The following is a 25,196-nucleotide window of genomic DNA, read 5'->3' as shown; positions in this document are numbered from 1 at the left end:
CAGCCAGCCCGTTTCACTTTTTGGACTCAGTCATGGCTTACACCACATTTTCGCAGAACAAGAATGATCAGCTGAAAGAACCGATGTTCTTTGGTCAATCCGTTAACGTTGCGCGTTTCGACCAGCAGAAATATGACATTTTTGAAAAGCTGATCGAAAAGCAGCTCTCCTTTTTCTGGCGTCCGGAAGAAGTCGATGTCTCACGCGATCGCATCGATTATCAGGCGCTGCCCGATCATGAAAAGCACATCTTCATCAGCAACCTGAAGTATCAGACGCTGCTGGACTCGATTCAGGGCCGCAGCCCCAACGTGGCGCTGCTGCCGCTGATTTCGATTCCCGAGCTGGAAACCTGGATTGAAACCTGGGCGTTTTCCGAGACGATCCACTCGCGCTCTTACACCCATATCATCCGTAACATCGTCAACGATCCGTCGCTGGTTTTCGACGACATCGTGACCAACGAGCAAATTCTGGCGCGTGCCCAGGATATCTCAAAGTACTACGATGACCTGATTGAAATGACCAACTACTGGCATCTGCTGGGCGAAGGTACGCATCAGGTGGCGGGTAAGACGGTGGAAGTCAATCTGCGCAAGCTCAAAAAGCAGCTGTATATCTGCCTGATGAGCGTCAACGCGCTGGAAGCGATTCGCTTTTATGTCAGCTTCGCCTGCTCTTTCGCCTTCGCCGAGCGTGAATTGATGGAAGGCAACGCAAAAATTATTCGTCTGATTGCACGTGATGAAGCGCTGCACCTCACCGGCACGCAGCATATGCTGAACCTGATGCGCAGCGGTGAAGACGATCCGGAAATGAAAGAGATTGCCGCCGAATGCCGCGACGAGTGCTTTGAATTGTTCAAAAAAGCCGCCGAGCAGGAAAAAGAGTGGGCGGAATATCTGTTCAGCGGCGGTTCAATGATCGGTCTGAACAAAGATATTCTGTGTCAGTACATCGAGTACATCACCAATATCCGTATGCAGGCGGTGGGCCTCGACCTGCCGTTCCAGACGCGTTCAAATCCAATTCCGTGGATCAATGCCTGGCTGGTGTCTGACAACGTGCAGGTCGCGCCGCAGGAAGTGGAAGTGAGCTCGTATCTGGTGGGTCAGATTGACTCCGAAGTGGGCGAAGACGACTTTAACGATTTCCAGCTGTAATCATGAGTCGTTCTGTCGTCATTCTGCGCAGTTCCGGCTCCCGGCTGGAGTGCGCAGACGATCACCCCAATCTCTTGACGACGCTGGAAGCGCACAATTTGTGCGTGGAATTTCAGTGTCGCGAAGGGTACTGCGGATCCTGCCGCATGCGCTTGTTAAAAGGCGAAGTGGATTATGCAGAACCCCCCCTGGCGTTTATTCAGCAGGGCGAGATTTTGCCCTGCTGCTGCCGCGCCAAGGGGGAGATTGAGATCGAGCTTTGATGTCAGGCCGCCTGTTCGGGCGGCCTCAGCTTTTCACCGTTTCCAGCACGTCAATCCAGCCGTACCCGGTGGTGACGTCACTGCCATGCAGCCAGCGGCGCAGCATATTCATCGCCATCATCGCCACCACTTTTTGCCGCGTTTCCAGATTATGACGCCCCGGCGAGAACTTCACGCGCTGCCCCCAGCTGGCTTCCGGCGTGTGTAGGGCCAGGGCAATTTCTCCCTCGTGTAAATCGCCCACCGACAGCGCCAGCATGGTGCCTTCCCGTGCGGCCAGCGCGCGCGTGCGCGCCACCTGCGTGTCGAGATCTTCCTGCTGCGGTGGCAGAATTTCCGCTGCGCTCAGCGGCACTGCCGCCGACGCTAACTGCCAGTGCAAGAGACCTGCGGTAAACTGTTCGCTGAGTGCTAAACGAAAACCACGCTGCTGTAGCTCACGCGCCAGCGCAGGCGGCAGGCCTTCTCGCCCTTCAAAAATGGTGCACTCTGCCAGCAGCAATTTCACCTGCTGCCACACCTGCTCCATCGCCACGCGCTGTGTTTCCGGCCCGGTCAACTTGATTTCAATAATGGGCATGGAGGTGCGATACCCCATGACCACGCCCTGCGGCAGGGGCAGCGGTTCAAGCTCGTTGGCAATGTCACTTTCGCCGCGGCCAAAGGTGGTTAGGCGCAGGCAGAGCGGCGGCGCGGGCAGCTCAAAGCGCTGCTTAAGACGCGGCAGGATCTCCTCTTCAACCATGGTTTTAAACTCAGACGGCACGCCCGGCGTGAAGAACATCCAGCAGCGGTTGAGTTGCATGGCAAAGCCGCAGGCGGTGCCCACCGGGTTATTGAGCATTTCAGCGCCAGCCGGGATCTGCGCCTGCTTGCGGTTACTGGGTGCCATGACGCGGCCGCGTCCAGCGAACCACGCCTCCATTTTTTCCAGCCACGCCTCGTGCATCACCAGTTCCGTGCCGCTGGCCTCGGCGGCGGCCTGCGCACTGAGATCGTCGCTGGTGGGACCAAGGCCGCCATTGACGATCAGTACATCGGCGATGTGGCTACGCTGTACCAGCGTTTCCACCAGCGAGGACATCGCATCGCCAACCGTGGTGCGGCTGGTCATAGGCAGGCCGTGCTGAAACAGCAGTTCGGCCAGCCAGGCGGCATTGGTATCGACAATTTGCCCGTGTAAAACTTCATCGCCCGTGGCGAGCATTTCTACGCGTATCACGTGAGTTTTCTCCTTGTCCCTGTAGGCATTAACTGTAGGAAGGAGACGCGTGAAACACAATCACGAAGCGTGCGAAGTCATCAGAAAGAAGAAAGCGGGCGAGGAAAGAACGGGCGCAACCGCGGTTACGCCCAAAGGGATTAACGACGGGCTAACAGCAAGCCAACAAACAGGCCGGCCGCCGCGCCGATGCCGATACCCTGCCACGGCTTCTCATGCACATAGTCATCAGCCTGGTATGCCACCTGTTTTGCGCGGTAGTAATAGCTGTCAGACGCCTGGCTGACGCGATGTTTTACATCTTCCAGCGCCTTCTCTGCCTTCATTTTCAGCTCGATATACTTCTGATCGGCAGGATCGCCCGAGGATTTCAGCACTTCCTCCAGCGTCTCCGTCAGCAGCGCCAAATCATCATCAAGGTGGGTTTCAAAACGGTTTTCAAATTGATTGGTAGATGACACGATGCAGTTCCTCCATGTAATAACTCGTCGATTAACTATAGTCATTAATTTCCGCTTTGCGGGGCTGGCTGCCAGGATCCCACGCTATCGGGGTGATAAAGCCGCATCCCAGAGAAAAAAACGTTACGTGCGGCAACGAAATCTGCTTCGCTTAGTTGATTAATCTGATAAATTTTCAGCGCACTGAATTTTTTGTTTTCGCCACTGTCGTAACTCCCTGAAGCCAGACGCCCTGCGTCCTTATGGCAGTTAAATACACCCGAGCAGCTAAGGATTAGAACTCCGGCATGAATCGTAGAAAATTTATGAAAGCGTCCATGGCCCTCTCTGCCGTTAGCGGTATGACCGGGCTCTCCTCGCTGTTTGCGCAGTCTGCCTGGGCCGATGACGGCATCGCTGACGGCACCGCAGTGCGTTTCGATTTCGATGTATTGAAAAAGAAAGCCGCTGCGCTCGCGAAGCAGCCTTGGGGCGGCGCCCCCGGCCCATTGCCCGCCACCTTGGCCAATCTAACGCCGCAGGCCTATAACGAAATTCAGTACGACGCCAATCACTCGCTGTGGAACAACATCCCCGACCGGGAGTTGGATGTGCAGTTTTTCCACGTGGGCATGGGCTTTAAACGCCGTATTCGCATGTTTTCCGTGGATGCTGCCAGCCGCGAAGCGCGCGAAATTCACTTCCGCCCTGAACTGTTTAACTACCATGATGCGAATGTGGATACGCAGCAGTTGGTCGGTAAAACCGATCTCGGTTTTGCCGGCTTCCGCGCCTTTAAAAAACCTGAGCTGGCGCGACGTGACATCGTCTCCTTCCTCGGTGCCAGCTATTTCCGCGCCGTAGATGAAACCTATCAGTATGGCCTGTCAGCGCGCGGCGTCGCGGTCAATACGTTCAGTAATGGGCAGGAAGAGTTCCCTGATTTCACGGCATTTTGGTTTGAAACGCCCAAAGCCGACGACACCACGTTCGTGGTATACGCCCTGCTGGACGGCGCCAGTCTGACCGGCGCGTACAAGTTCACTATCCACTGCGAAGAGAAGCGCGTGGTGATGGAGGTGGAGAACCACCTGTTTGCACGCAAAGAGATCCGTCAGCTGGGGATTTCCCCCATGACCAGCATGTTCAGCTGCGGAACCAACGAACGCCGCATGTGCAATACGTACCATCCGCAGATTCACGACTCCGATCGCCTTGCCATGTGGACCGGAAAAGGCGAATGGATTGCACGCCCGCTGAACAATCCACAGCGGCTGCAATTTAACGCTTACGAGGATGAGAATCCGCGTGGGTTTGGCCTGTTACAGCTCGATCACGACTTTAAAAACTATCAGGATGTGATCGGATGGTATGACAAGCGTCCGAGTTTGTGGGTAGAACCGATTGGCAAATGGGGTAAAGGTGCTATCAATTTGATGGAGATCCCCACCACCGGTGAAACGCTGGATAACGTGGTCTGCTTCTGGCAGCCCAGCGAACCGGTGAAAGCGGGCAGTGAATTTAGCTTCCAGTACAAACTCTACTGGAGCCAGCTGCCGCCGGTACGCAGCGGCCTGGCGCGCGTGGATGCCACCCGCACCGGCATTGGCGGCTTCCCGGAAGGCTGGGCGCCGGGGGAACACTTCCCGGATACCTGGTGCCGCCGCTTTGCCATTGATTTTATCGGTGGCGACCTGAAAGCAGCCGCGCCGAAAGGGATCGAGCCGGTGATTACCGTGTCTGACGGGACGGTCAAACAGGTGGAGATCCTCTACGTTGAGCCGATCGATGGCTATCGCATTTTGTTCGATTGGTATCCAACCAGCGCGTCCACTAAACCGGTGGAGATGCGGCTATTCCTGCGTACCAAAGAAGAGACGCTCAGCGAGACGTGGCTCTACCAATACTTCCCACCGGCCCCGGATCAGCGTAAATACACCGACGATCGGCAAATGACGCCGGGCTAACTCAGCACAGGCGACGAGGTGCACACCTCGTCGCTATCCTCTCTGCATACCGATATGCGGAATGTTGTCTTCCAGATACACCTCCCCCACCGCGCTAAAGCCTAAACGGCCGTAGAACCCTTCAAGATGTGCCTGGGCTGAAAGATAAATGGCGTGCTGCGGCCAGTGTTGCTCACAGCTCTCCAGCGCCTTCTCCATCAGGCGGTAACCCAGCTGTAGCCCCCTCGCCTCCTGTGACACGATCACGCGGCCAATCATCACCGGTGCGGCGTCGTCGGCAGGCGTGAGCACGCGCGCATAAGCCAGCAGCTTCCCCTCCAATTCCCCCAGAATATGACGATTGTCGCGTGCCAGATCCTGCCCGTCGATATCCAGGTAAGGGCAGTTTTGCTCGACGATAAATACCTGATTACGTAACGCCAGTAACCGGTGCAGCTGCTGCACGTTTAGCGCCCGGTGATGGCAATCAACCCATTGAATATCCATAATAATTCCTGATATGCATCGGAGAAAGGAAAGTGCAGAATAACACACCCCGCGCCGCAGGGACGCTCACATCTGGCTTTGTCTGGCCAAGCGGTAGGCAAAAAAAATCAGGCCCGAAGGCCTGATTAGTGTGCGGCTGTGAAGGGTTACATCAGCGGTTGCGCCATCTGCACCAGCGAGATCAGCGGCTGCGGATACACCCCTAACAGCAGCACCAAAATCGCGGAGATCAGCACCACGACGCCACCTGCCGTAAATGCCCAGTTGGCGGGCGTATCGCGGGTGTGCAACTCCGGCGGGCTGAGATAGAGGCTTACCGTTACGCGCAGGTAGTAATAGAGACCGATGGCACTGCCCGCCACCACCGCCCCCGTGAGCCACCACAGGTGTGCATTTACGCCAGACGCGATCACGTAGAATTTGCCAATGAAGCCGAGCGTCATCGGAATGCCCGCCAGCGACAGCATCATCACGGTCATCACCGCAGACAGAATGGGACGGTGCCAGAACAGACCGCGGTAAGAGTAGAGCGAGTCGGCATCCGGGCCACGGTAAGGACTGGACATCAAACTCACCACGCCAAAGGCGCCGAGGCTGCTGAACAGGTAGCCTGCCAGATACACCCCCGCCGTCTCCAGCGACAGCTGATGGGTTTTCACCGCAATCAGCGCCACCAGCAGATAACCCAAGTGCGCAATAGAAGAGTAGCCGAGCAGACGCTTGATGTTGCTCTGCGAAATCGCCATCAGGTTACCAAACAGAATCGAGACAAAGGCAATCACGCCCAGTACCGTGCGTACCGCTTCGCTGTCCGTCACCGGCGCGTACATAAACAGGCGCATGATCACGGCAAAAATCGCGATTTTACTGGCGGTAGCCAGGAAGGTCGAAACTGGCGCGGGCGCGCCCTGGTAGACATCGGGCGTCCACAGGTGGAACGGCACCAGCGACAGCTTAAAGCCAAGGCCGATAATCATCATGCCCAACCCCACCAGCAGCAGCGGCTGCTGAATCATGCCGTCATTCAGGCTTTTTCCCAGCTGAACAAAGCTGAGGCTCCCGGAATCGGCATAAATGAGGGCGATACCAAACAGCAGGAACGATGAGGCGGCCGCAGAAAGGATGGTGTATTTCAGCGCGGCTTCCAGCGACCGTTTCTGACGGAACGCATAGCCAATCAAGCCAAACAGCGGCAGAGACAGCAGTTCAATACCAATAAACAGCGCCGCCAGATGGTTGGCGCTGGCGAGCACCACGCCACCCAGTGCGGCAATCAGCACCAGCAGATAAAACTCGTCCTTGTTGTCAGGGTAGCCCGCCAGCCACGGATACGCGAAGGTGCAGGTGGCCAAACTCGCCAGCATTACCAGCGCGGTATAGAACATGGAGTAGCCGTCCACGCGCAGCAACGGCGTGACATCCAGCGCACCCACGTGGCTAACAAACCAGAGTGAAAACAGCGCAAGGTTGAGTCCAATCACTGTCAGGGTGGCATTAACAAAGTGGTTGCGTCGCCACGCAATGGACAGCATCACAACCACCACCGTCAATCCGACGATTAACAGCGGCAGTAACGCGATCAATTGTTGAGGAGTTATTGTCATGGCGAATTACGGCCTTGTAGTTGAAATTGAAGCGGTAAACCACTGCTGAATATTGCTCATCGCAGCGTGGGACGTGTCGAGGATCGGCTGAGGATAGACGCCCAACAGCGTCAGCAGCACCACCAGCACGCCAATGGTCATAAATTCACGCGGGGACATGCCCGGCAGCGGCTCGGTAGATTTGGCTTCACCGTAGTAGGCACGCTGCATCATGATCAGGGAGTACACCGACGCAAACACCAGACCAAAGGTGGCAATCACGATGATAACCGGCACCACCTGGAAACTGCCGGTAAGGATCATAAACTCGCCGACAAAGTTACCGGTGCCTGGCATGCCGAGATTCGCCACCGCAAAGAACAGCGATAAGCCCGGGATCCATTTAATACGTGACCACAAACCGCCCATCTGGCGCAAATCACGTGTATGCAGACGCTCATACAGCTGACCACACAGAATAAACAGCGCGGCAGCGGACAGGCCGTGGGCGATCATCTGGATCACCGCGCCCTGGAACGCCAGCTGGCTGCCGGTATAGATGGCAATCAGCACGAAGCCCATGTGCGAGATAGAGGTGTAGGCGATCAGGCGTTTGATATCCGTCTGCGAGAACGCCATCCACGCGCCGTAGAAGATGCCGATAATACCCAGCCACATGGCGATAGGCGCAAATTCGGCGGAAGCGTGCGGGAACAGCGGCAAGCTGAAGCGCAGCAGACCATAGGCCGCGGTTTTCAGCAAAATACCGGCGAGGTCGACCGAGCCTGCCGTCGGCGCCTGACTGTGCGCATCGGGCAGCCAGCCGTGCAGCGGTACGACCGGCATTTTCACGGCGAACGCGATAAAGAAGCCCAGCATCAGCAGGTATTCAACGGTATGCGACATCGGCGTCTTCAGCAGCTGCTCGTAGCTGAAGGTCCATTCACCGGTGGCACTGTAGTGCACAAACACCAGCGCCAGAATCGCAATCAGCATCACCAAACCGGACGCTTGGGTATAAATGAAGAATTTGGTGGCCGCAGTGATACGGGTTTTGCCGTCAGACGCTTTATGACCCCAGAGCGCGATGAGGAAGTACATCGGCACCAGCATCATTTCCCAGAAGAAGAAGAACAGGAACATGTCGATGGCCAGGAACACGCCGATTACGCCACCGAGGATCCACATCAGATTGAGGTGGAAAAAGCCCTGATATTTCTCAATTTCGTTCCATGAGCACAGCACCGCCATCAAGCCCAGCAGCCCCGTCAGCACGACCATCAACAGGGAAAGCCCATCAATTGCCAGATGGAAATTGATACCAAAACGCGGAATCCACGGCACAAGGAACGTCGATTGCCACTGCGGAATACCGGCAGCCTGCGTCAATGAATAGCCTCCCTGCAGCCACAGCTGCAGGCCAAGCGCCAGCGTCAGCCCCATGGTGATCATGGCGATCCAGCGCGGCACTTTCGCGCCGAGGCGCTCCGCTAACCAGCAAAGCAAGCCCCCGACGAAGGGGATGATTATTAGCCAAGGTAATAACACGGCGAACTTCCCTTTTTATTGCCTGACTTCAGGCAATTTTGACATTCTAATTGGGCGAGCGAACTCGCCCCGCTCATCAATCTTTAGATCACCAGCATCAGCGCCAGCACAACCACAGCGCCAATGCTCATGGACGCAACGTACCAGCGCAGGTGGCCATTCTCACTGGTCACCAGGCCTTTATTGCCGATACGCGACAGCAGCGCAGGCAGGTTCATCACGGCATTCAGCGGATCGCGCTGCAGCAGCCACGCCACACCCAGATAAGGTTTAACGAAAACCTTATCGTAGAGCCAGTCGAAGCCCCAAGCCGCGAACCACCACGTGCCAAAGAAGCGACCCGGTGCGCTGTTGGCCACGCGGCTCACCAGCTGACGTTTACCCAGCCAGAGCGCGGCAGCGATCAGAATGCCCAGCACCGCGACCACCCCAGAGGTCACTTCCAGCGCCACTTTGCCTGTTTCGCCAAAAGTGTTCTCCGGCAGAACGCCCGCCAGCGGCGGCGTAATCAACGCGCCCACGAAAGTAGAAAGCACCAGCAGCACAATGAGCGGTAAGTGATGCGTAATGCCTTTACCGGCGTGCGCATGAATTTTTTCTTCGCCGTGGAAGACGATGAAAATCATGCGGAAGGTATAGATTGAGGTCAGGAAGGCGCCGACCAGACCCGCCACCATGAGATTGACGTGACCATTTGCCAGCGCACCGAACAGGATCTCATCTTTACTGTAGAAACCGGCCGTCACCAGCGGCAGTGCCGCCAGCGCTGCGCCACCCACCAGGAAGCAAACGTAAACCAGTGGAATGCTCTTACGCAGGCCACCCATCTTGAAAATGTTCTGCTCGTGATGGCAAGCCAGAATCACCGAACCGGACGAGAGGAACAGCAGCGCTTTGAAGAAGGCGTGCGTCATCAGGTGGAAGATGGCGGCATCCCACGCCTGAACGCCCAGCGCCAGGAACATGTAGCCGATCTGACTCATGGTGGAGTAAGCCAACACGCGTTTGATGTCGGTTTGCACCAGCGCTGCAAAGCCTGCCAGCACCAGCGTCACGGCACCGACAATGCCTACCAGATGCAGCACGTCTGGCGTCAGCAGGAACAGGCCATGCGTGCGGGCGATCAGGTAGACACCGGCTGTCACCATGGTCGCCGCGTGGATCAGCGCTGAAACCGGTGTCGGACCGGCCATGGCGTCCGCCAGCCAGGTTTGCAACGGCAGCTGAGCCGACTTACCGACCGCGCCGCCGAGCAGCATCAGCGTGGCCCACTGCAACATATGGTTGTCTGCGGCAAAGTGCGCAGGTGCCAGGGTCATCAGTTCGCGGAAGTTCAGGGTGCCCAGTTCGTTGTAGAGAATGAACAGCGCGAAGGCGAGGAACACATCACCCACACGGGTGATAATAAAGGCTTTCATCGCCGCCTTGCCGTTCTCTGGATTGCTGTAATAGAAGCCAATCAGCAGGTAAGAACAGAGGCCCACCCCTTCCCAACCGAGATACATCAGCATCAGGTTGTCCGCCAGGACCAATACCACCATGCTGGCGATAAATAAGTTGGTATAGGCGAAGAAGCGTGAATATCCCTCTTCACCGCGCATGTACCATGAGGCGAACATGTGAATAAAGAAGCCCACGCCCGTGACCACTGACAACATGGTTAAAGACAGGCCATCCAGCACCAAATTCACTTTGATATTGAACTGGCCAACCTGCATCCAGGTCCAGAGCGGCTGGGTAAATGGCTGTTGGCCGTGGCTAAAGAACTCCATGCCAACAAACAGGGTGGTCAGAGCGGCAAGCCCCACCGAGCCCATGCCCACCGTCGCCGACAGGTTCTCCGACCAGCGACCACGGGAAAACGCTAACAGCAAAAAGCCGATCAGCGGAAACAGTACGGTTAAGTAGAGAAGATTCATCCGCGCATCTCGCTCACAGTGTCAATGTTCAGCGTCTGACGACGACGATAAAGCTGGAGCAGCAGCGCCAGACCAATACTGGCTTCGGCCGCCGCGAGGCTGATTGCCAGAATGTACATCACCTGGCCATCGGCTTGTCCCCAATAGCTGCCCGCCACCACCAGCGCAAGCGCGGCGGCGTTGATCATGATCTCCAGACCAATGAGCATAAACAGCAGATTGCGGCGCAGAACCAGTGAGGTCAGGCCGAGAACAAACAGCACGGCAGCCAGCATCAGGCCATGTTGTAACGGGATCATGCATGCTCCTCCTTCTTCGCTTGCGCATCCGTTGGACGGTTGCTTAGCACTTCGCCCTGACGCTCGTCACGCCCAATATGGAAGGCCACCACCAAGCCCGCCAGCAGCAGCATCGAAGCCAGTTCCACAGCCAGAACGTACGGGCCAAACAGGCTAATTCCCACCGCTTTCGCATCAATGACCGTGCCATCAATGCCCTGATCGTGCGCGGTGCTAATGGCGTAAATCATCACTGCCAGCAGCAGCAGAGAAACAATGCCAGGACCGATCCACAGCGTCGGTTTGAGCCATTCGCGCTCTTGATCCTGCTGCGCTTTGCCCAGGTTGAGCATCATCACCACGAACACGAACAGCACCATAATGGCACCCGCGTAGACGATGATTTCCAGCGCACCGGCAAAGTAGGCGCCCATTGAAAAGAACACGCCCGCAATGGAGAGCAGTGAAATAATCAGGTACAGCAGTGCGTGAACCGGATTGGTATGAGTAATGACGCGCAGCGTTGTTAGCACCGCCACCAGTCCGCAAAGATAAAACGCAAATTCCATAGCTGGCTCCTTAGGGCAACAAGCCTTTGACGTCGATGGGCTTGGCTTCGTTTTCCGCGTCGCCTTTCTCTTTACCGTCGATCGCCATCCCCGCCATGCGGTAGAAGTTGTACTCCGGATATTTACCCGGGCCGGAAATCAGCAGGTCTTCTTTTTCATACACCAGATCCTGGCGTTTGAATTCACCCAGCTCAAAGTCAGGCGTCAGCTGAATCGCCGTGGTAGGACAGGCTTCTTCACACAGACCACAGAAAATGCAGCGGGAAAAGTTGATGCGGAAAAACTCCGGATACCAGCGGCCATCCTGCATTTCCGCTTTTTGCAGCGAGATGCAGCCGACCGGGCAGGCTACGGCGCACAGGTTGCACGCCACACAGCGTTCTTCACCGTCAGGATCGCGCGTCAGCACGATGCGTCCACGGTAGCGCGGCGGCAGGTAAACCGGCTCTTCCGGGTACATCTGCGTCTCACGTTTGGCGAAGGCATGCATGCCGATCATCCAGATACTGCGCACTGTCGTGCCGAAGCCAACGACAATATCTTTTAATGTCATTTCTAAAACCCCTTACTGCGCGCTGTACAGAATCACTGCGGCGGTCGCCAGCAGGTTCAATAACGTCAACGGCAAACAAACTTTCCAGCCGAACGACAGCACCTGGTCGTAACGTGGACGCGGCAGCGCAGCACGAATCAGGATAAACATCACCATGAAGAATGCCGTTTTCAGGGCAAACCAGATGAACGGCGGCAGGAATGGACCGTGCCAGCCACCGAAGAACAGCGTCACAATCAGCGCAGAAACAGTGGTAATCGCCACATATTCGCCCACGAAGAACAGACCGAACTTCATGCCGGCATATTCAATGTGATAGCCATCGGCCAGCTCTTGCTCAGCTTCAGGCTGGTCAAACGGGTGACGGTGACACACCGCCACGCCGGCGATGCAGAAGGTAACGAAACCAAAGAACTGCGGGATGATGTTCCACAGGTGCGCCTGGTTCTCAACAATGGCATTGAGGTTGAACGATCCTGCCTGCGCAACGACGCCCATCAACGAAAGTCCAAGAAACACTTCATAGCTCAGCGTTTGCGCTGAAGCACGCATCGCGCCCAGCAGTGAGTATTTGTTGTTACTTGACCAGCCAGCAAAGAGCACGGCGTAAACCGCCAGTCCAGCCATCATCAGGAAGAACAGCAGACCGATATTGAGGTCAGTCACCATCCAGGTCGGTGAAACCGGCACAATCGCAAACGCCAGCAGCAGCGACACAAAGGCGATGACCGGCGCCAACGTGAAGATAAAGCGGTCGGTAAACGGCGGAACCCAGTCCTCTTTGAAGAACATTTTGATCATGTCCGCAGCCAACTGCAGCGAGCCGCCCCAGCCGACGCGGTTAGGACCGTAGCGGTTCTGCCATAGGCCGAGCAAGCGACGCTCGGCGAAGCTCATAAACGCACCGCAGGCCACTACCACCAGCAGGATCACGATGGCTTTCACAATCTGGAGGATGATGTCGATAACGTCCGGTGTCAGCCAGCTCATTGTGCCGCCTCCTGCAGTTTGTCAATGTGCGCACCGGAAAGGAACGGTGGTACGCCCGGCATACCCAGCGGCAGCCCCACCTGCCCTGCCTGCAACGCGGCAGAGAAACGAACGGGTAAGCGCACCGTTTCGCCGGCGCACACCAACTCCACTGAAGCCCCTGGGTTCACACCCAGCTTTTCTGCATCGGCAGGGTTAATCACCAAGGTGGCCGGTGCCATACGTTTTTGGAAGGTAGGTGAACGCTGCGTCATCTCCTCACTGCCAAACAGCTGGTAGTAAGGCGCAACGCGCCACTGCTCGCCTTCGGTGAAGCGCGCCGGTACGGCAGTGAACCACGGAAGCGTACCGTTTCCCGCCTCAAATAAACGCACGCCAGGATCGCCGTGGCGCAGTTTACCGCCCACTTCATCCTGGAACTTGTTCCACGCCTGTGGGGAGTTCCAACCGGGCGCCCAGGCAAATGGAATCTGCGAACGCGGTGCGCTTGGCTGGTTGTTCCCTTCCATTGAGAAGGCAAACATGGTGTCTTTGTCCTGCGGCTGACGCGGCTCGTGTACGCTGATATTCGCACGCAGGGCGGTACGGCCACTGCTGCGGTGCGGCGAACGGGCCAGTTTTTGACCGCGAATACGGAAGCTGGCGTCAGGCGCCGCGTCTTTAATGCCTTTTAACTGCGGCAGCGCCACGATCGCCGCGTCGATCACGTGATCGAGCTGCGTCCAGTCAACGTGACGGCTTTCAAGCGTGCTGTGCAGCGAGTGCAACCAGCGCCAGCTTTCCAGCATCACAATGCTCTCGTCGTAATAGGCCGGATCGTAAACCTGGAAGAAACGCTGCGCGCGGCCTTCGTGGTTAATCGACGTGCCGTCGCTTTCCGCAAAGCTGGCGGTTGAGAACACCAGACCGGCTTTCTCCAGGGTCGCAGTGCGCTGGTGATCCACCACGATAACGTTCGCGGTTTGCGCCAGTGCGGCATCGACCACGGCTTTAGGCGCGTGACGGTAGAGATCGTTTTCTAACACCACGAGCGCATCGGCTTCACCGTTACGCAACTGCTCCAGCGCCTGATCCAGCGTTTGTCCGCCGATCATGCCCAAGCCCATGCTATTGGCGGCATCAGCCAGCAGCGTAATACCGACATCAGATCCGCGCGCTTTCAGCGCTTTCGCTACGTTGGCTGCGGCTTCAATCATGGCGGTGCTGCCTGAGTGCGTACCGGAGATGATCAGTGGCTTTTTGGCACCCGCTAGCGCCTGTACCACAACATCCAGTTTACCGTCCAAGGTGCTGTCGAAATCGGCGACTGACGGCGCCGTTTCATCCAGCGCGTGGGCGATGGCAAAGCCGAGGCGCGCCTGATCTTCAACCGGGGCGCGATAGCTCCACGCGGCAATATCATCCAGACGGGTCTCATCAACGTTGGTGACAAACAGCGGATGCTTTGCGTGCTGGCCAATGTTAAGGATGGCGGCGATCTGCCAATCGGCCACTTTCTGTGCCGCCGCCATGTCGCGCGCTTTGCCTTTTACGGCCTGGCGTACAGAGAGCGCAACGCGCGCACCGACCTGCGTCAGATCTTCACCCAGCACCAGTACCGCATCGTAGCTTTCGATTTCGCGCAGCGAAGGCGTGTAGATCCCTCCCTCACGCAGAATATCTAACATCAGGGCAACGCGTTCCTGCTCACCCGCAGGCATACCCGTAGAGAAGTTTTCGGCACCCACCAGTTCACGCAGGGCAAAGTTACTCTCAATGCTGGCGCGCGGCGAACCAATACCAATCACTTTATTAGCCTGGCGCAATACGTCAGCAGCGGCATTCACCGCCTGCTCAGCGTTGAGCGTGATCCAGCTATTGCCGCGCAGCTGCATCGGCTGACGGGGGCGATCTTTACGGTTGACGTAGCCATAGCCGAAGCGACCGCGATCGCACAGGAAGTAGTGGTTTACCGTGCCGTTATAGCGGTTTTCGATACGGCGCAGTTCGCCATAGCGTTCGCCGGGGCTGGTGTTACATCCCACGCTGCACTGTTGGCAGATGCTTGGCGCAAACTGCATATCCCACTTGCGGTTATAGCGTTCGGAGTGCGTTTTATCGGTAAAGACGCCGGTAGGACAGATTTCCACCAGGTTACCGGAGAACTCGCTTTCCAGCGTGCCCTCTTCGGGACGGCCAAAGTAGACGTTGTCGTGCGCGCCGTAGACGCCGAGATCTTTACCGTCAGCGTAGTCTTTGTAGTAGCGCACACAGCGATAGCAGGCAATACAGCGGTTCATCTCATGAGAAATGAACGGGCCCAAATCCTGATTCTGATGGGTACGTTTGGTGAAGCGATAGCGACGGAAGCTGTGTCCCGTCATCACCGTCATATCCTGCAGGTGGCAGTTACCGCCCTCTTCACACACCGGACAGTCGTGCGGGTGGTTAGTCATTAACCACTCCACCACGCTCTCACGGAACTCTTTCGCTTCGCCATCGTCAATGGAGATGAAGGTTCCATCCGAGGCCGGCGTCATGCAGGACATAACGAGGCGGCCGCGCGTGTCTTCGGCATTCTGGAATTGCTTGACCGCACACTGGCGGCAGGCACCCACGCTTCCCAGCGCGGGATGCCAGCAAAAATAAGGAATATCAAGGCCCAGAGAGAGACACGCCTGCAGCAGGTTGTCCGCTCCGTTCACATCATATTCTTTACCGTCTACATGAATTGTAGCCATAGTGAACATGCTTCCGTAAGGCTCGTCCGCGGACGAGCGTTAAACATCTAATTCTCTACCCGCGCGCGTGCGCAGCGGGCGTCCCGTATAAAGCAGCGGCTTACCAGCGCGCTTTCAGCAGGTTGGGCTGAATGCCCCCGATGGATCGGGTATTCCCGAACACCTGCGGCGCGATGCCGGCCTCAAACTCTTCACGGAAATATTTAATGGCGCTCTGGAGTGGCTCGACGGCACCCGGTGCGTGAGCACAGAATGTCTTGCCGGGTCCGAGCTGGCGGCAGAGCTGCAGCAGCGTTTCAATGTCGCCCGGTTGGCCCTGTTTCTGCTCTAGCGCGCGCAAAATTTTCACGCTCCACGGCAAGCCGTCGCGGCAGGGCGTACACCAGCCGCAGGATTCACGCGCAAAGAACTCTTCCAGGTTGCGCACCAGCGACACCATATTGATTTCGTGATCCACGGCCATCGCCAGTGCGGTACCCAGGCGGCTACCCGCTTTACCAATGCTGGCAAATTCCATCGGCAGATCGAGATGCTGATCGGTCAGGAAGTCGGTGCCTGCACCGCCCGGCTGCCAGGCTTTGAATTTCAGGCCATCGCGCATGCCGCCAGCGTACTCTTCAAGAATCTCACGCGCGGTGGTGCCAAAGGGCAGCTCCCAAACGCCAGGGTTTTTCACCCGTCCGGAGAAGCCCATCATTTTGGTGCCGGTGTCTTCACTGGTAGAGATATTCTTGTACCATTCCACGCCATTCAGGAAGATGGCCGGGACATTGGACAGGGTCTCGACGTTATTCACGCAGGTGGGTTTGCCCCACACGCCCGCACTCGCCGGGAACGGCGGCTTAGAGCGCGGGTTCGCGCGACGGCCTTCCAGCGAGTTGATCAGCGCCGTCTCTTCACCGCAGATGTAACGTCCTGCGCCGGTATGCACAAACAGCTCAAAATCAAAACCGGTGCCCAGAATGTTTTTTCCGAGGTAGCCCGCTTCCGTGGCTTCCGCGATGGCGCGACGCAAATTCTCGGCCGCTTCCACATACTCTCCGCGCAGGAAGATGTAGCCCCGGTAAGCTTTGAGCGCATAGGCGCTGATTAGCATGCCTTCCACCAGCTGATGCGGTAACTGCTCCATCAACAGGCGGTCTTTATAGGTGCCCGGCTCCATTTCATCGGCGTTACACAGCAGGTAACGGATGTTCATGGATTCATCTTTGGGCATCAGGCTCCACTTCAGGCCGGTGTTGAAACCCGCGCCACCGCGGCCTTTCAGACCGGATTCTTTGACGGTGGCAACGATCTCATCTTGGCTCAGCCCCTTGAGGGCTTTTTCTGCGCCAACATATCCGTTTTTACTGCGGTATTCGTCCAGCCAAATCGGCTGCTTATCGTCACGCAGACGCCACGTCAGAGGATGTGTTTCCGCAGTACGAATGATCTGTTTAAAGGTCATGGATACTGCTCCAACAGGTTGGCGATGCCTTCCGGCGTCAGGTGAACGTGCGTATCGTCGTTGACCATCATGGTTGGCCCTTTATCGCAGTTACCCAGACAGCAGGTCGGCAACAGGGTAAAGCGGCCATCGGCCGTGGTTTGGCCCGGCTTAATGTTCAGGTTTTGCTCTAGCGCGGACTGAATACCCTGATAGCCAGTGATATGGCATACCACGCTGTCGCAGTAGCGAATAACGTGGCGCCCCACTGGCGTGCGATAAATCTGGCTGTAGAACGTGGCTACCCCTTCTACGTCACTGGCAGGAATGCCAAGAACGTTAGCAATGGCGTGAATGGCACCGTCTGGCACCCAGCCGCGCTGCTTCTGCACAATCTTTAACGCCTCGATCGACGCGGCGCGTGCATCTTCATAATGGTGTTTTTCATGCTCGATAGCGTGGTGCTCGGCCTCGCTCAGCACAAAGACCTCGTTAGGGTCGATGGTTTGAATGGCAATTTTTTGATCGTGCATAATTAGCGGTCCACGTCTGACATAACAAAATCGATGCTACCAAGGTATACGATCAGGTCGGATACCAGACTGCCGCGGATTACCGAAGGAATCTGCTGCAGATGCGGGAAGCTCGGCGTGCGCACGCGCGTGCGGTAGCTCATGGTGCTGCCATCGCTGGTCAGGTAATAGCTGTTGATACCTTTGGTCGCCTCGATCATCTGGAATGATTCGTTGGCTGGCATCACTGGGCCCCATGAAACTTGCAGGAAGTGCGTAATCAGGGTTTCGATGTGCTGCAGCGTGCGCTCTTTCGGCGGCGGTGTGGTCAGCGGATGATCGGCTTTGAACGGGCCTTCCGGCATATTTTTTAAGCACTGCTCAAGAATGCGCAGCGACTGCCACATCTCTTCCATTTTCAGCTGAACGCGCGTGTACGCGTCGCTGATGCCCGCGCCCACTGGCACCTCGAAATCAAAGTTTTCGTAGCCTGAATAGGGACGCCATTTGCGCACGTCAAAATCCAGACCTGTGGCACGCAGACCCGCACCGGTAGTTCCCCACGCCAGCGCTTCATCCATGTTGTACGCCGCAACGCCTTGTGAACGGCCCATCAGCACGGTATTGCGCAGTGCGGCTTTGTCATACTCTTTCAGACGCTTGGGCATCCAATCGAGGAATTCACGCAGTAAGCGTTCCCACCCTTTCGGCAGGTCATGCGCCACGCCGCCAATGCGGAACCAGGCCGGGTGCATACGGAAACCGGTAATCGCTTCGACCACATCGTAAATTTTTTGACGATCCGTGAAGGCAAAGAACACTGGCGTCATGGCGCCGACGTCTTGAATAAAGGTTGAGATGTACAGCAGATGGCTGTTGATGCGGAATAGCTCAGAGAGCATAACGCGAATCACATTGACGCGATCCGGTACTGTGATGCCGGCCAACTTTTCTACCGCCAGCACATAAGGCATCTCATTAACGCAGCCGCCCAGATATTCAATACGGTCGGTATAGGGAATATAGCTGTGCCACGATTGACGCTCGCCCATCTTTTCGGCGCCGCGGTGGTGATAGCCCACGTCCGGTACGCAATCCACAATCTCTTCACCATCGAGCTGCAGAATGATGCGGAACGCACCGTGCGCCGACGGATGGTTTGGCCCCAAGTTGAGGAACATGAAGTCCTCGCTGTTGGTGCCGCGCTTCATTCCCCAGTCTTCAGGTTTGAACGTCAGCGACTCCATCTCCAGATCCTCTTTTTGCTTGGTCAGCGTAAAAGGATCGAATTCGGTGGCGCGCGCGGGATAATCTTTGCGCAGCGGATGCCCTTCCCACGTCTGCGGCATCATAATGCGCGTAAGGTGTGGGTGACCGTTGAACGTAATACCAAACATCTCCCAGGTTTCGCGCTCGTACCAGTTGGCATTGGCGAAAATTTTGGTGATGGTGGGCACATTCAGATCGTTTTCGGATAACGCCACCTTGAGCATGATGTCGCGGTTACGTTCAATAGAAAGCAGATGGTAGAAAACAGAGAAATCCGCCGCCGGGAGACCGGCACGGTGGGTGCGCAAACGTTCATCTACGCCATGCAGGTCATACAGCATGACGTACGGCTTAGGCAGCTTGCGCAGGAACTCGATGATTTCTGGCAGCTGTTCACGCTTAATCCAAACCACCGGAATACCGGTGCGGGTCGCCTGAACGGTAAAGGCATCAGGCCCAAAACGGTTACGCAGCTCGCCGATAACCGGATCATCAAGGTGATCGCGGGTTTGCCAGCCAGGCTGAGCGAGATCTTGCGTGGTCAAATCTGTCATACGTTACTCACCATTCCGGCCTGTACTCAGGCACTCAAATGAAAGCGTCAGGATGGCGGCACACAATAAATTGTCATGTTCTGCTGCGGCCGAAATGCCATCCTTCTACGGGTCGCTTAAACTTCGTCTGGGGTTCTCAGGTTGGTAACGGCGATACGTTCACCGCGCTTCCTTTCACGCTCAGACTGCATATTGGCACGGTAAACACCTTGGTCGCCTACCACCCAAGAGAGCGGACGACGCTCTTTACCGATGGATTCACGCAGCAGCAGCAGCGCCTGCATGTAAGCCTCCGGACGCGGCGGGCAGCCTGGAATATAGACGTCTACCGGCAGGAATTTATCAACGCCCTGCACCACCGAATAGATGTCGTACATGCCGCCTGAGTTCGCGCAGGCGCCCATGGAGATCACCCATTTCGGTTCCAGCATCTGGTCGTACAAACGCTGAATGACCGGGGCCATTTTGGTAAACGGCGTCCCTGCAATGACCATAAAGTCAGCCTGACGCGGCGAAGCACGCATAACTTCGGCACCAAAGCGCGCCACGTCGTGCACTGCCGTGAATGACGTCGTCATTTCCACGTAGCAGCAGGAAAGGCCGAAGTTATAGGGCCAGAGAGAGTTTTTGCGTCCCCAGTTCACCATGTCGTGCAAAGCATGCTCAAGCTTGCCCATATACACGCTACGGTGCACGTGCTGTTCCAGAGGATCAGTCACAATCTCTTGTTTTTGCAGGGGATAACGATCGTTATCGCCGCCGTTCGGGTCTACGCGTGTCAGCGTGTAGTCCATCTTATTGCCTCGCTTTTACTGCTTATGAGGATTGGTGTGGTTATGGCTAACCGGGCTTGATTTGACCACCACGCGGCGGCGCGCAGGTGCCCAATCCAGCGCACCAATGCGCACCAGATAAACCAGGCCAGCCAGTAGCACCAAAATGAAAATTGCGGCTTCGACAAAGCCGATCCAGCCGCTTTCGCGGATAGAAGTCGACCAGGCGTATAAAAAGAGGGCTTCGACGTCAAAAATCACAAAGAACATCGCAACCAAATAGAATTTAGCGGAGAGGCGAATGTGGGTATCACCTACGGACTCTATGCCCGACTCGAACGGGGTATTTTTATGGCGCGCACGCGCACGACCGCCCAGCAACCAACCGCCGGTAAGCATAAAGGCGCAGAGACCGAATCCAATGACGATAAAAACGATAAATGCCCAGTTGTGGGCAATGACTTCAGTGGCTGTTGACATACTCTTTGCTTACTCATCAAAAGTGGCGATGGCATCCTGCTCGCGCGCAGCAAACGCACCACATCGATTCAAGGGAAGGAAAAAAACCTTATAAACTGTGCTGTCATTGAGGAATAAACAGCAATTTTATAGGGGTTTTTACTCCTTTCTATAACCTTTTGTCAACTTTGACAAAAGTATCCAAACATTATTTTACACCCGCATTATATTATTAACATTCCCCTTCCTGAGCGCCAGCTAAATCGCTTCAGTCTGTGAGGTTATTTTCAGTGTAGTGGGGATTCGCATGCATGGATCGTGCAGTTAACCCCCATATTTTGGCAGGTCTTACCGGGATTTCCGCCCCCTAAACAGGGCTATTTTTATGATCCAGAACACATAATTATGTTTTTTGGTGCAAAAACAAGCAGTATCACGGCGCAACCACGGCGCAGTAACTGCTAACAAAATGATAAGTAACTTCCAATTGATTCCAAAATGGAATAAAAATGCTTTCGCGTGGTGTTTAGCAGTTTACTTTCACTATAAACGCTAAAAACCCTCGATTGAGGGGCATAAAAAAAGCCTTAGCTGCACAATCGCAGTCTAAGGCTTATTTTCGCGTGTTTATTGGCGTCAGGGCGCGGTATAAAAGCCCCCGCTATTTCATGCTTTACTCTTCGTCATCCAACAGCAGCGCGCCATCGGCGTTGGCACTCAAGTTGTAAGGATCGTTCGTTGATTGCATCGCGTTGAAGATTGCCAGCGCCAACTCATTCTCGCTGTCCGGGTTGCGGCACAGCAGGTACTGGGTATCGGGCAGAACTGGCAAGCCTTCCGCCGCACCCATGACGCGCAGTTCCGGGCTCATCATTTCAACCGGACGCGCCGTCACGCCTAAACCGGCTTTTACCGCTGCGCGCACCGCAGCCAACGTTGAGGCAACGTAAGAGATGCGCCAAGGAATGCCGGCTTCGTTAAGGTGGTCAATCGCCATATCGCGGTACGGGCTTGGCTCATCCAGCAGTACCAGTGGAATAGCTTCCCCGCGCTGGAAAATGTAGTCCGCCGCGCAGTACCAGAGCGTGGGCGACGTACGTAGCACCTGATGCGTAAAGTTTCCCGGACTGGAAGTGGTCACCACCAAATCCACTTCGCCTTGGTTGAGCATTTCCATCATGAAGGGATTACGCTTAACCCGGACGTCGATGGCCAGTTTTGGATACACCGACGTTACGCGGTTAAGCAGAAACGGCAGAATGGTATCGGAAGTATCATCAGAGGCGCCAATGGTCAGGACACCCTGGATATTGCTGTACATTAACGAGGTGCAGGCTTCGTCATTGAAGCGCAGGATCTTGCGCGCGTAGCCCAACAGTTGAATGCCGTGCTCCGTAAGCAATTTATTACGTCCATGTCTGGCAAACAGCTCTTTACCTACCAACTGCTCCAGACGCTGCATCTGCTGGCTCACCGCTGACTGCGTTCTGCACACGGCTGCAGCCGCGGCTGCAAACGTATTCAGGTCAGCAACGGCAACAAAGGTACGCAGCAGATCGAGGTCGAGATTGAGTATCGGACGATTTGCATTAGTCATGTTTTTTCTTCACTTATAAGATTTTTTTAAACTACTACCCTGGTGTATCACCGCTTATCAAAGCGACAAGCGATAATGGTGCTTGACGGCCGCCCTGTGTTGAAGCGTCCATCCAAAATTGTATTAAACGGAAACCGACGCCCTTCTCTCCCATCCCTCTGGAGCAGCGTCATCAATCAAAGACAGAACAACTTTGGGCTAAAACTGAGTGCAAAAGATGCAGGCAGCTGCGTAGTTGTCTGGTTTCCCGCGAAAAAGGCCGGCGGGGCAAAAGCGGTAACAGCGTGTTTTGCTGATGCGATGCGTTAAGGCGCATCAAATAATAAGTTATACTTAATCATTTTTAGGCCAAAAATGGAAATGTTTTTGTGCCAAACCGTGCGATTTTACTGCGTATTGCCCATAAAATACCGCCTTTGCGACTTTTAACGTTTCGGAAAACCGTTCCGTACCGTTTTTCAACAAGTGCTAAAGATCCAACAAAAATACTATTTAATCTCTGTTTACTGTCGTGTTTGAGGTCAGCTCGCTTTCAGGTTTTATGGCGCAAAAGTGAATAATCATTCACTGGCGAAATTGTTTTATCTCTTTCCCCGCCATTAAGTGAACAATTATTCGGCATCTAAAAAGATTCCTTTAACTATTTCATCACGTCGCTAATCACTTTATTCATCGCGTGCGACAAAACTATCACCGCTTTTTAGTCTGATAACATAGGACGAAGCCGGAAACGCCCGAAATGAAATATGGCGCAATACTCTAAATATTTACGAAATTTTAGATTTAAACACTAGTAATGATGATGTTATTCCTTTTTCATACCATCTATGACCGCAAAAAATATGAAACGCGCCAAAACCCGCCGCTGCCCTTCTTTTGTCGCAGTGAGAGGAGTAAATTGGGCGGGTTTTATTTTTTGCGGCAGGTTAAAGGACTCTGCCCACTGAGGCGGTAACAATGAATTTTCAAATTGATAAATCCGGAAAGCTGGAAAATGTCTGTTACGACATCCGTGGTCCAGTGCTTAAAGAAGCAAAACGCCTTGAAGAAGAAGGTAACAAAGTTCTCAAACTGAACATTGGCAACCCCGCCCCTTTTGGTTTTGAAGCCCCCGATGAAATTCTGGTTGATGTGATTCGCAACTTGCCGAGCGCGCAGGGTTATTGCGATTCAAAAGGACTCTATTCCGCACGTAAAGCCATCATGCAGCACTATCAGGCACGGGATATGCGCGACGTGACGGTAGAGGATATCTATATTGGCAATGGCGTTTCTGAGCTTATTGTTCAGGCCATGCAAGCGCTGCTGAACAGCGGCGATGAAATGCTGGTACCTGCGCCGGACTACCCACTCTGGACCGCCGCTGTGTCGTTATCCGGTGGTAAAGCCGTACATTACCTTTGCGATGAATCTGCCGGTTGGTTCCCGGATCTTGACGATATTCGCAGTAAGATCACCCCACGCACGCGCGGCATCGTGATCATTAACCCGAATAATCCTACCGGCGCGGTTTACAGCAAGGCGCTGCTGATGGAGATTGTCGAGATTGCCCGTCAGCATAATCTGATCATTTTTGCCGATGAAATCTACGACAAAATCCTCTATGACGAGGCGCAGCATCACTCTATCGCCGCTCTGGCACCGGACCTCTTAACGGTGACCTTTAACGGGCTCTCCAAGACCTACCGCGTGGCGGGTTTCCGTCAGGGCTGGATGGTGCTGAATGGACCGAAAAACCACGCTAAAGGCTATATCGAGGGGCTTGAAATGCTGGCGTCGATGCGCCTGTGCGCCAATGTGCCCGCGCAGCATGCTATCCAGACGGCGCTCGGTGGCTATCAGAGTATCAGTGAATTTATTGCACCCGGTGGACGGCTCTACGAGCAGCGGCAGCGCGCATGGGAGCTGATCAACGAGATTCCCGGCGTAAGCTGCGTCAAGCCGCAGGGAGCGCTCTATATGTTCCCACGCATTGATGCCAAAAAATTTAATATCCTCGACGATCAAAAAATGGTGCTCGATTTCCTGTTGCAGGAAAAAGTCCTGCTCGTACAAGGCACCGCGTTCAACTGGCCATGGCCCGATCACGTGCGCATCGTCACGCTGCCGCGCGTTGACGATCTGGAAATGGCGATCAACAAGTTTGGCCGGTTTATTCTCGGCTATCGTCAGTGATCCTCGCCGCAGAAGGGAGGCCGCTGGCATCCCTTCTGCGGTGGCGGCATGAAGCGTATATACTGTCATGCTTTCAGTGAGGCACCTACTCGCAGCAACAGGAATCCGTCATGACCCGTAGTCACTTCTTTGCCCATCTCTCGCGTCTCAAATTGATTAATCGCTGGCCGCTGATGCGCAACGTGCGCACCGAAAATGTTTCAGAGCACAGCCTTCAGGTCGCGATGGTGGCGCACGCGCTCGCGGTAATTAAAAACAAAAAGTTTAATGGCAACCTCAATGCCGATCGCATCGCCATGCTCGCGCTATATCATGACGCCAGTGAAGTGTTAACCGGCGATTTGCCTACGCCCGTTAAGTATTACAATGCGCAAATTGCTCATGAATATAAGAAGATAGAAAAAATCGCACAGCATAAGCTGATTGAGATGCTGCCCCCTGAGCTGCAGGATGCCTACCGGCCACTGTTAGATGAGCATCTGCATACAGAAAGCGAGCAAGCGGTGGTCAAGCAGGCGGATGCGCTGTGCGCCTATCTGAAATGTCTGGAGGAGCTGTCGGCGGGCAATAATGAGTTCCTGCTGGCAAAAGCGCGGCTGGAAAAAACCCTGGCGCAGCGGCGCTCACCCGAGATGGACTATTTCGTCGAGGTGTTTATTCCCAGCTTCAGCTTATCTCTGGATGAAATTTCTCAAGACTCACCGCTTTAAGCTGAACGGGCCTCACTGGC

General features: G+C 55.2%; 22 protein-coding genes. 5 read left to right on the top strand and 17 right to left on the bottom strand.

Annotation, left to right across the window (positions count from 1 at the left end):
- Nucleotides 1-32 precede the first annotated feature (32 nt).
- Both nrdB and yfaE read left to right on the top strand, forming a co-directional pair.
- Nucleotides 33-1,163 carry a class Ia ribonucleoside-diphosphate reductase subunit beta gene (nrdB, locus tag LU196_RS04795; RefSeq protein ID WP_232759518.1) on the top strand — a complete coding sequence of 377 codons (1,131 nt, stop codon included), beginning with the start codon at nt 33-35 and terminating at the stop codon, nt 1,161-1,163.
- A gap of 2 nt (nt 1,164-1,165) precedes the next feature.
- On the top strand, nt 1,166-1,426 hold the full coding sequence (gene yfaE, locus LU196_RS04790; RefSeq protein WP_232759517.1) for a class I ribonucleotide reductase maintenance protein YfaE: 261 nt from the start codon (nt 1,166-1,168) through the stop codon (nt 1,424-1,426).
- A 25-nt stretch (nt 1,427-1,451) separates the two neighbouring features.
- Here the strand turns inward: yfaE and LU196_RS04785 are convergent, their stop codons facing one another.
- Together LU196_RS04785 and elaB are read right to left on the bottom strand one after the other, a co-directional pair.
- The gene (locus tag LU196_RS04785; protein ID WP_232759516.1) at nt 1,452-2,648 is read right to left on the bottom strand and encodes a nicotinamide mononucleotide deamidase-related protein YfaY; all 1,197 of its coding nucleotides are present in this window, start codon (nt 2,646-2,648) and stop codon (nt 1,452-1,454) included.
- A 140-nt stretch (nt 2,649-2,788) separates the two neighbouring features.
- Nucleotides 2,789-3,112 carry a stress response protein ElaB gene (gene elaB, locus LU196_RS04780; protein WP_232759758.1) on the bottom strand — a complete coding sequence of 108 codons (324 nt, stop codon included), beginning with the start codon at nt 3,110-3,112 and terminating at the stop codon, nt 2,789-2,791.
- A 284-nt stretch (nt 3,113-3,396) separates the two neighbouring features.
- Between elaB and LU196_RS04775 the strand changes: the two genes are divergently transcribed.
- Nucleotides 3,397-5,055: a glucan biosynthesis protein D gene (locus tag LU196_RS04775; RefSeq protein WP_232759515.1), complete on the top strand. Its 1,659-nt coding sequence runs from the start codon at nt 3,397-3,399 to the stop codon at nt 5,053-5,055.
- A 33-nt stretch (nt 5,056-5,088) separates the two neighbouring features.
- On the opposite strand, the gene LU196_RS04770 is transcribed toward LU196_RS04775, so the two are convergent.
- The 15 genes from LU196_RS04770 to lrhA form a co-directional block, all read right to left on the bottom strand.
- Nucleotides 5,089-5,541, bottom strand: a complete 453-nt coding sequence (locus tag LU196_RS04770) for a GNAT family N-acetyltransferase (RefSeq protein ID WP_232759514.1) — start codon at nt 5,539-5,541, stop codon at nt 5,089-5,091.
- A 146-nt stretch (nt 5,542-5,687) separates the two neighbouring features.
- Entirely contained in the window at nt 5,688-7,145 is a 1,458-nt protein-coding gene (nuoN, locus tag LU196_RS04765) for an NADH-quinone oxidoreductase subunit NuoN (protein ID WP_232759513.1), read from the bottom strand.
- Nucleotides 7,146-7,151: 6 nt separating this feature from the next.
- Entirely contained in the window at nt 7,152-8,672 is a 1,521-nt protein-coding gene (gene nuoM, locus LU196_RS04760; protein ID WP_232759512.1) for an NADH-quinone oxidoreductase subunit M, read from the bottom strand.
- An 83-nt stretch (nt 8,673-8,755) separates the two neighbouring features.
- Nucleotides 8,756-10,591: an NADH-quinone oxidoreductase subunit L gene (gene nuoL / locus LU196_RS04755; protein ID WP_232759511.1), complete on the bottom strand. Its 1,836-nt coding sequence runs from the start codon at nt 10,589-10,591 to the stop codon at nt 8,756-8,758.
- Nucleotides 10,588-10,890 carry an NADH-quinone oxidoreductase subunit NuoK gene (nuoK, locus tag LU196_RS04750; protein WP_034825057.1) on the bottom strand — a complete coding sequence of 101 codons (303 nt, stop codon included), beginning with the start codon at nt 10,888-10,890 and terminating at the stop codon, nt 10,588-10,590. Before nuoK ends, nuoL begins: the two co-directional genes overlap by 4 nt.
- Nucleotides 10,887-11,438, bottom strand: coding sequence for an NADH-quinone oxidoreductase subunit J (gene nuoJ, locus LU196_RS04745; RefSeq protein WP_232759510.1), 552 nt, complete (start codon nt 11,436-11,438; stop codon nt 10,887-10,889). The genes nuoK and nuoJ overlap by 4 nt, the downstream gene beginning before the upstream one ends.
- A gap of 10 nt (nt 11,439-11,448) precedes the next feature.
- Complete coding sequence (gene nuoI, locus LU196_RS04740) at nt 11,449-11,991, bottom strand: NADH-quinone oxidoreductase subunit NuoI (protein WP_128601518.1); 543 nt, start codon at nt 11,989-11,991, stop codon at nt 11,449-11,451.
- Between the two features lie 12 nt (nt 11,992-12,003).
- A complete protein-coding gene (gene nuoH / locus LU196_RS04735; protein ID WP_232759509.1) occupies nt 12,004-12,981 on the bottom strand; it encodes an NADH-quinone oxidoreductase subunit NuoH in 978 nt (325 codons plus the stop codon).
- Nucleotides 12,978-15,701, bottom strand: coding sequence for an NADH-quinone oxidoreductase subunit NuoG (gene nuoG, locus LU196_RS04730; RefSeq protein WP_232759508.1), 2,724 nt, complete (start codon nt 15,699-15,701; stop codon nt 12,978-12,980). Before nuoG ends, nuoH begins: the two co-directional genes overlap by 4 nt.
- A 100-nt stretch (nt 15,702-15,801) precedes the next feature.
- On the bottom strand, nt 15,802-17,148 hold the full coding sequence (gene nuoF / locus LU196_RS04725) for an NADH-quinone oxidoreductase subunit NuoF (protein ID WP_232759507.1): 1,347 nt from the start codon (nt 17,146-17,148) through the stop codon (nt 15,802-15,804).
- A complete protein-coding gene (gene nuoE / locus LU196_RS04720; protein ID WP_232759506.1) occupies nt 17,145-17,660 on the bottom strand; it encodes an NADH-quinone oxidoreductase subunit NuoE in 516 nt (171 codons plus the stop codon). Before nuoE ends, nuoF begins: the two co-directional genes overlap by 4 nt.
- Nucleotides 17,661-17,662: 2 nt before the next feature.
- Entirely contained in the window at nt 17,663-19,462 is a 1,800-nt protein-coding gene (gene nuoC, locus LU196_RS04715; protein WP_232759505.1) for an NADH-quinone oxidoreductase subunit C/D, read from the bottom strand.
- A 116-nt stretch (nt 19,463-19,578) separates the two neighbouring features.
- Nucleotides 19,579-20,256 (bottom strand): NADH-quinone oxidoreductase subunit B family protein, encoded by a 678-nt coding sequence (locus LU196_RS04710; protein WP_021509214.1) that lies wholly within the window; start codon nt 20,254-20,256, stop codon nt 19,579-19,581.
- 15 nt (nt 20,257-20,271) lie between these two features.
- Complete coding sequence (locus LU196_RS04705; protein WP_232759504.1) at nt 20,272-20,715, bottom strand: NADH-quinone oxidoreductase subunit A; 444 nt, start codon at nt 20,713-20,715, stop codon at nt 20,272-20,274.
- A gap of 652 nt (nt 20,716-21,367) precedes the next feature.
- Complete coding sequence (gene lrhA, locus LU196_RS04700; protein ID WP_232759503.1) at nt 21,368-22,291, bottom strand: transcriptional regulator LrhA; 924 nt, start codon at nt 22,289-22,291, stop codon at nt 21,368-21,370.
- Between the two features lie 957 nt (nt 22,292-23,248).
- Between lrhA and LU196_RS04695 the strand changes: the two genes are divergently transcribed.
- Together LU196_RS04695 and yfbR are read left to right on the top strand one after the other, a co-directional pair.
- Nucleotides 23,249-24,466 (top strand): pyridoxal phosphate-dependent aminotransferase, encoded by a 1,218-nt coding sequence (locus LU196_RS04695; RefSeq protein WP_232759502.1) that lies wholly within the window; start codon nt 23,249-23,251, stop codon nt 24,464-24,466.
- Nucleotides 24,467-24,576: 110 nt separating this feature from the next.
- On the top strand, nt 24,577-25,176 hold the full coding sequence (gene yfbR / locus LU196_RS04690; protein ID WP_232759501.1) for a 5'-deoxynucleotidase: 600 nt from the start codon (nt 24,577-24,579) through the stop codon (nt 25,174-25,176).
- The last annotated feature ends 20 nt before the right edge of the window (nt 25,177-25,196 follow it).

It is taken from the genome of Pantoea sp. Mb-10 (assembly GCF_021272205.1).
Lineage (GTDB): Bacteria > Pseudomonadota > Gammaproteobacteria > Enterobacterales > Enterobacteriaceae > Pantoea.
Note: the sequence above shows the minus strand (reverse complement) of the source record. Positions and strands in the feature narration are given on the sequence as shown.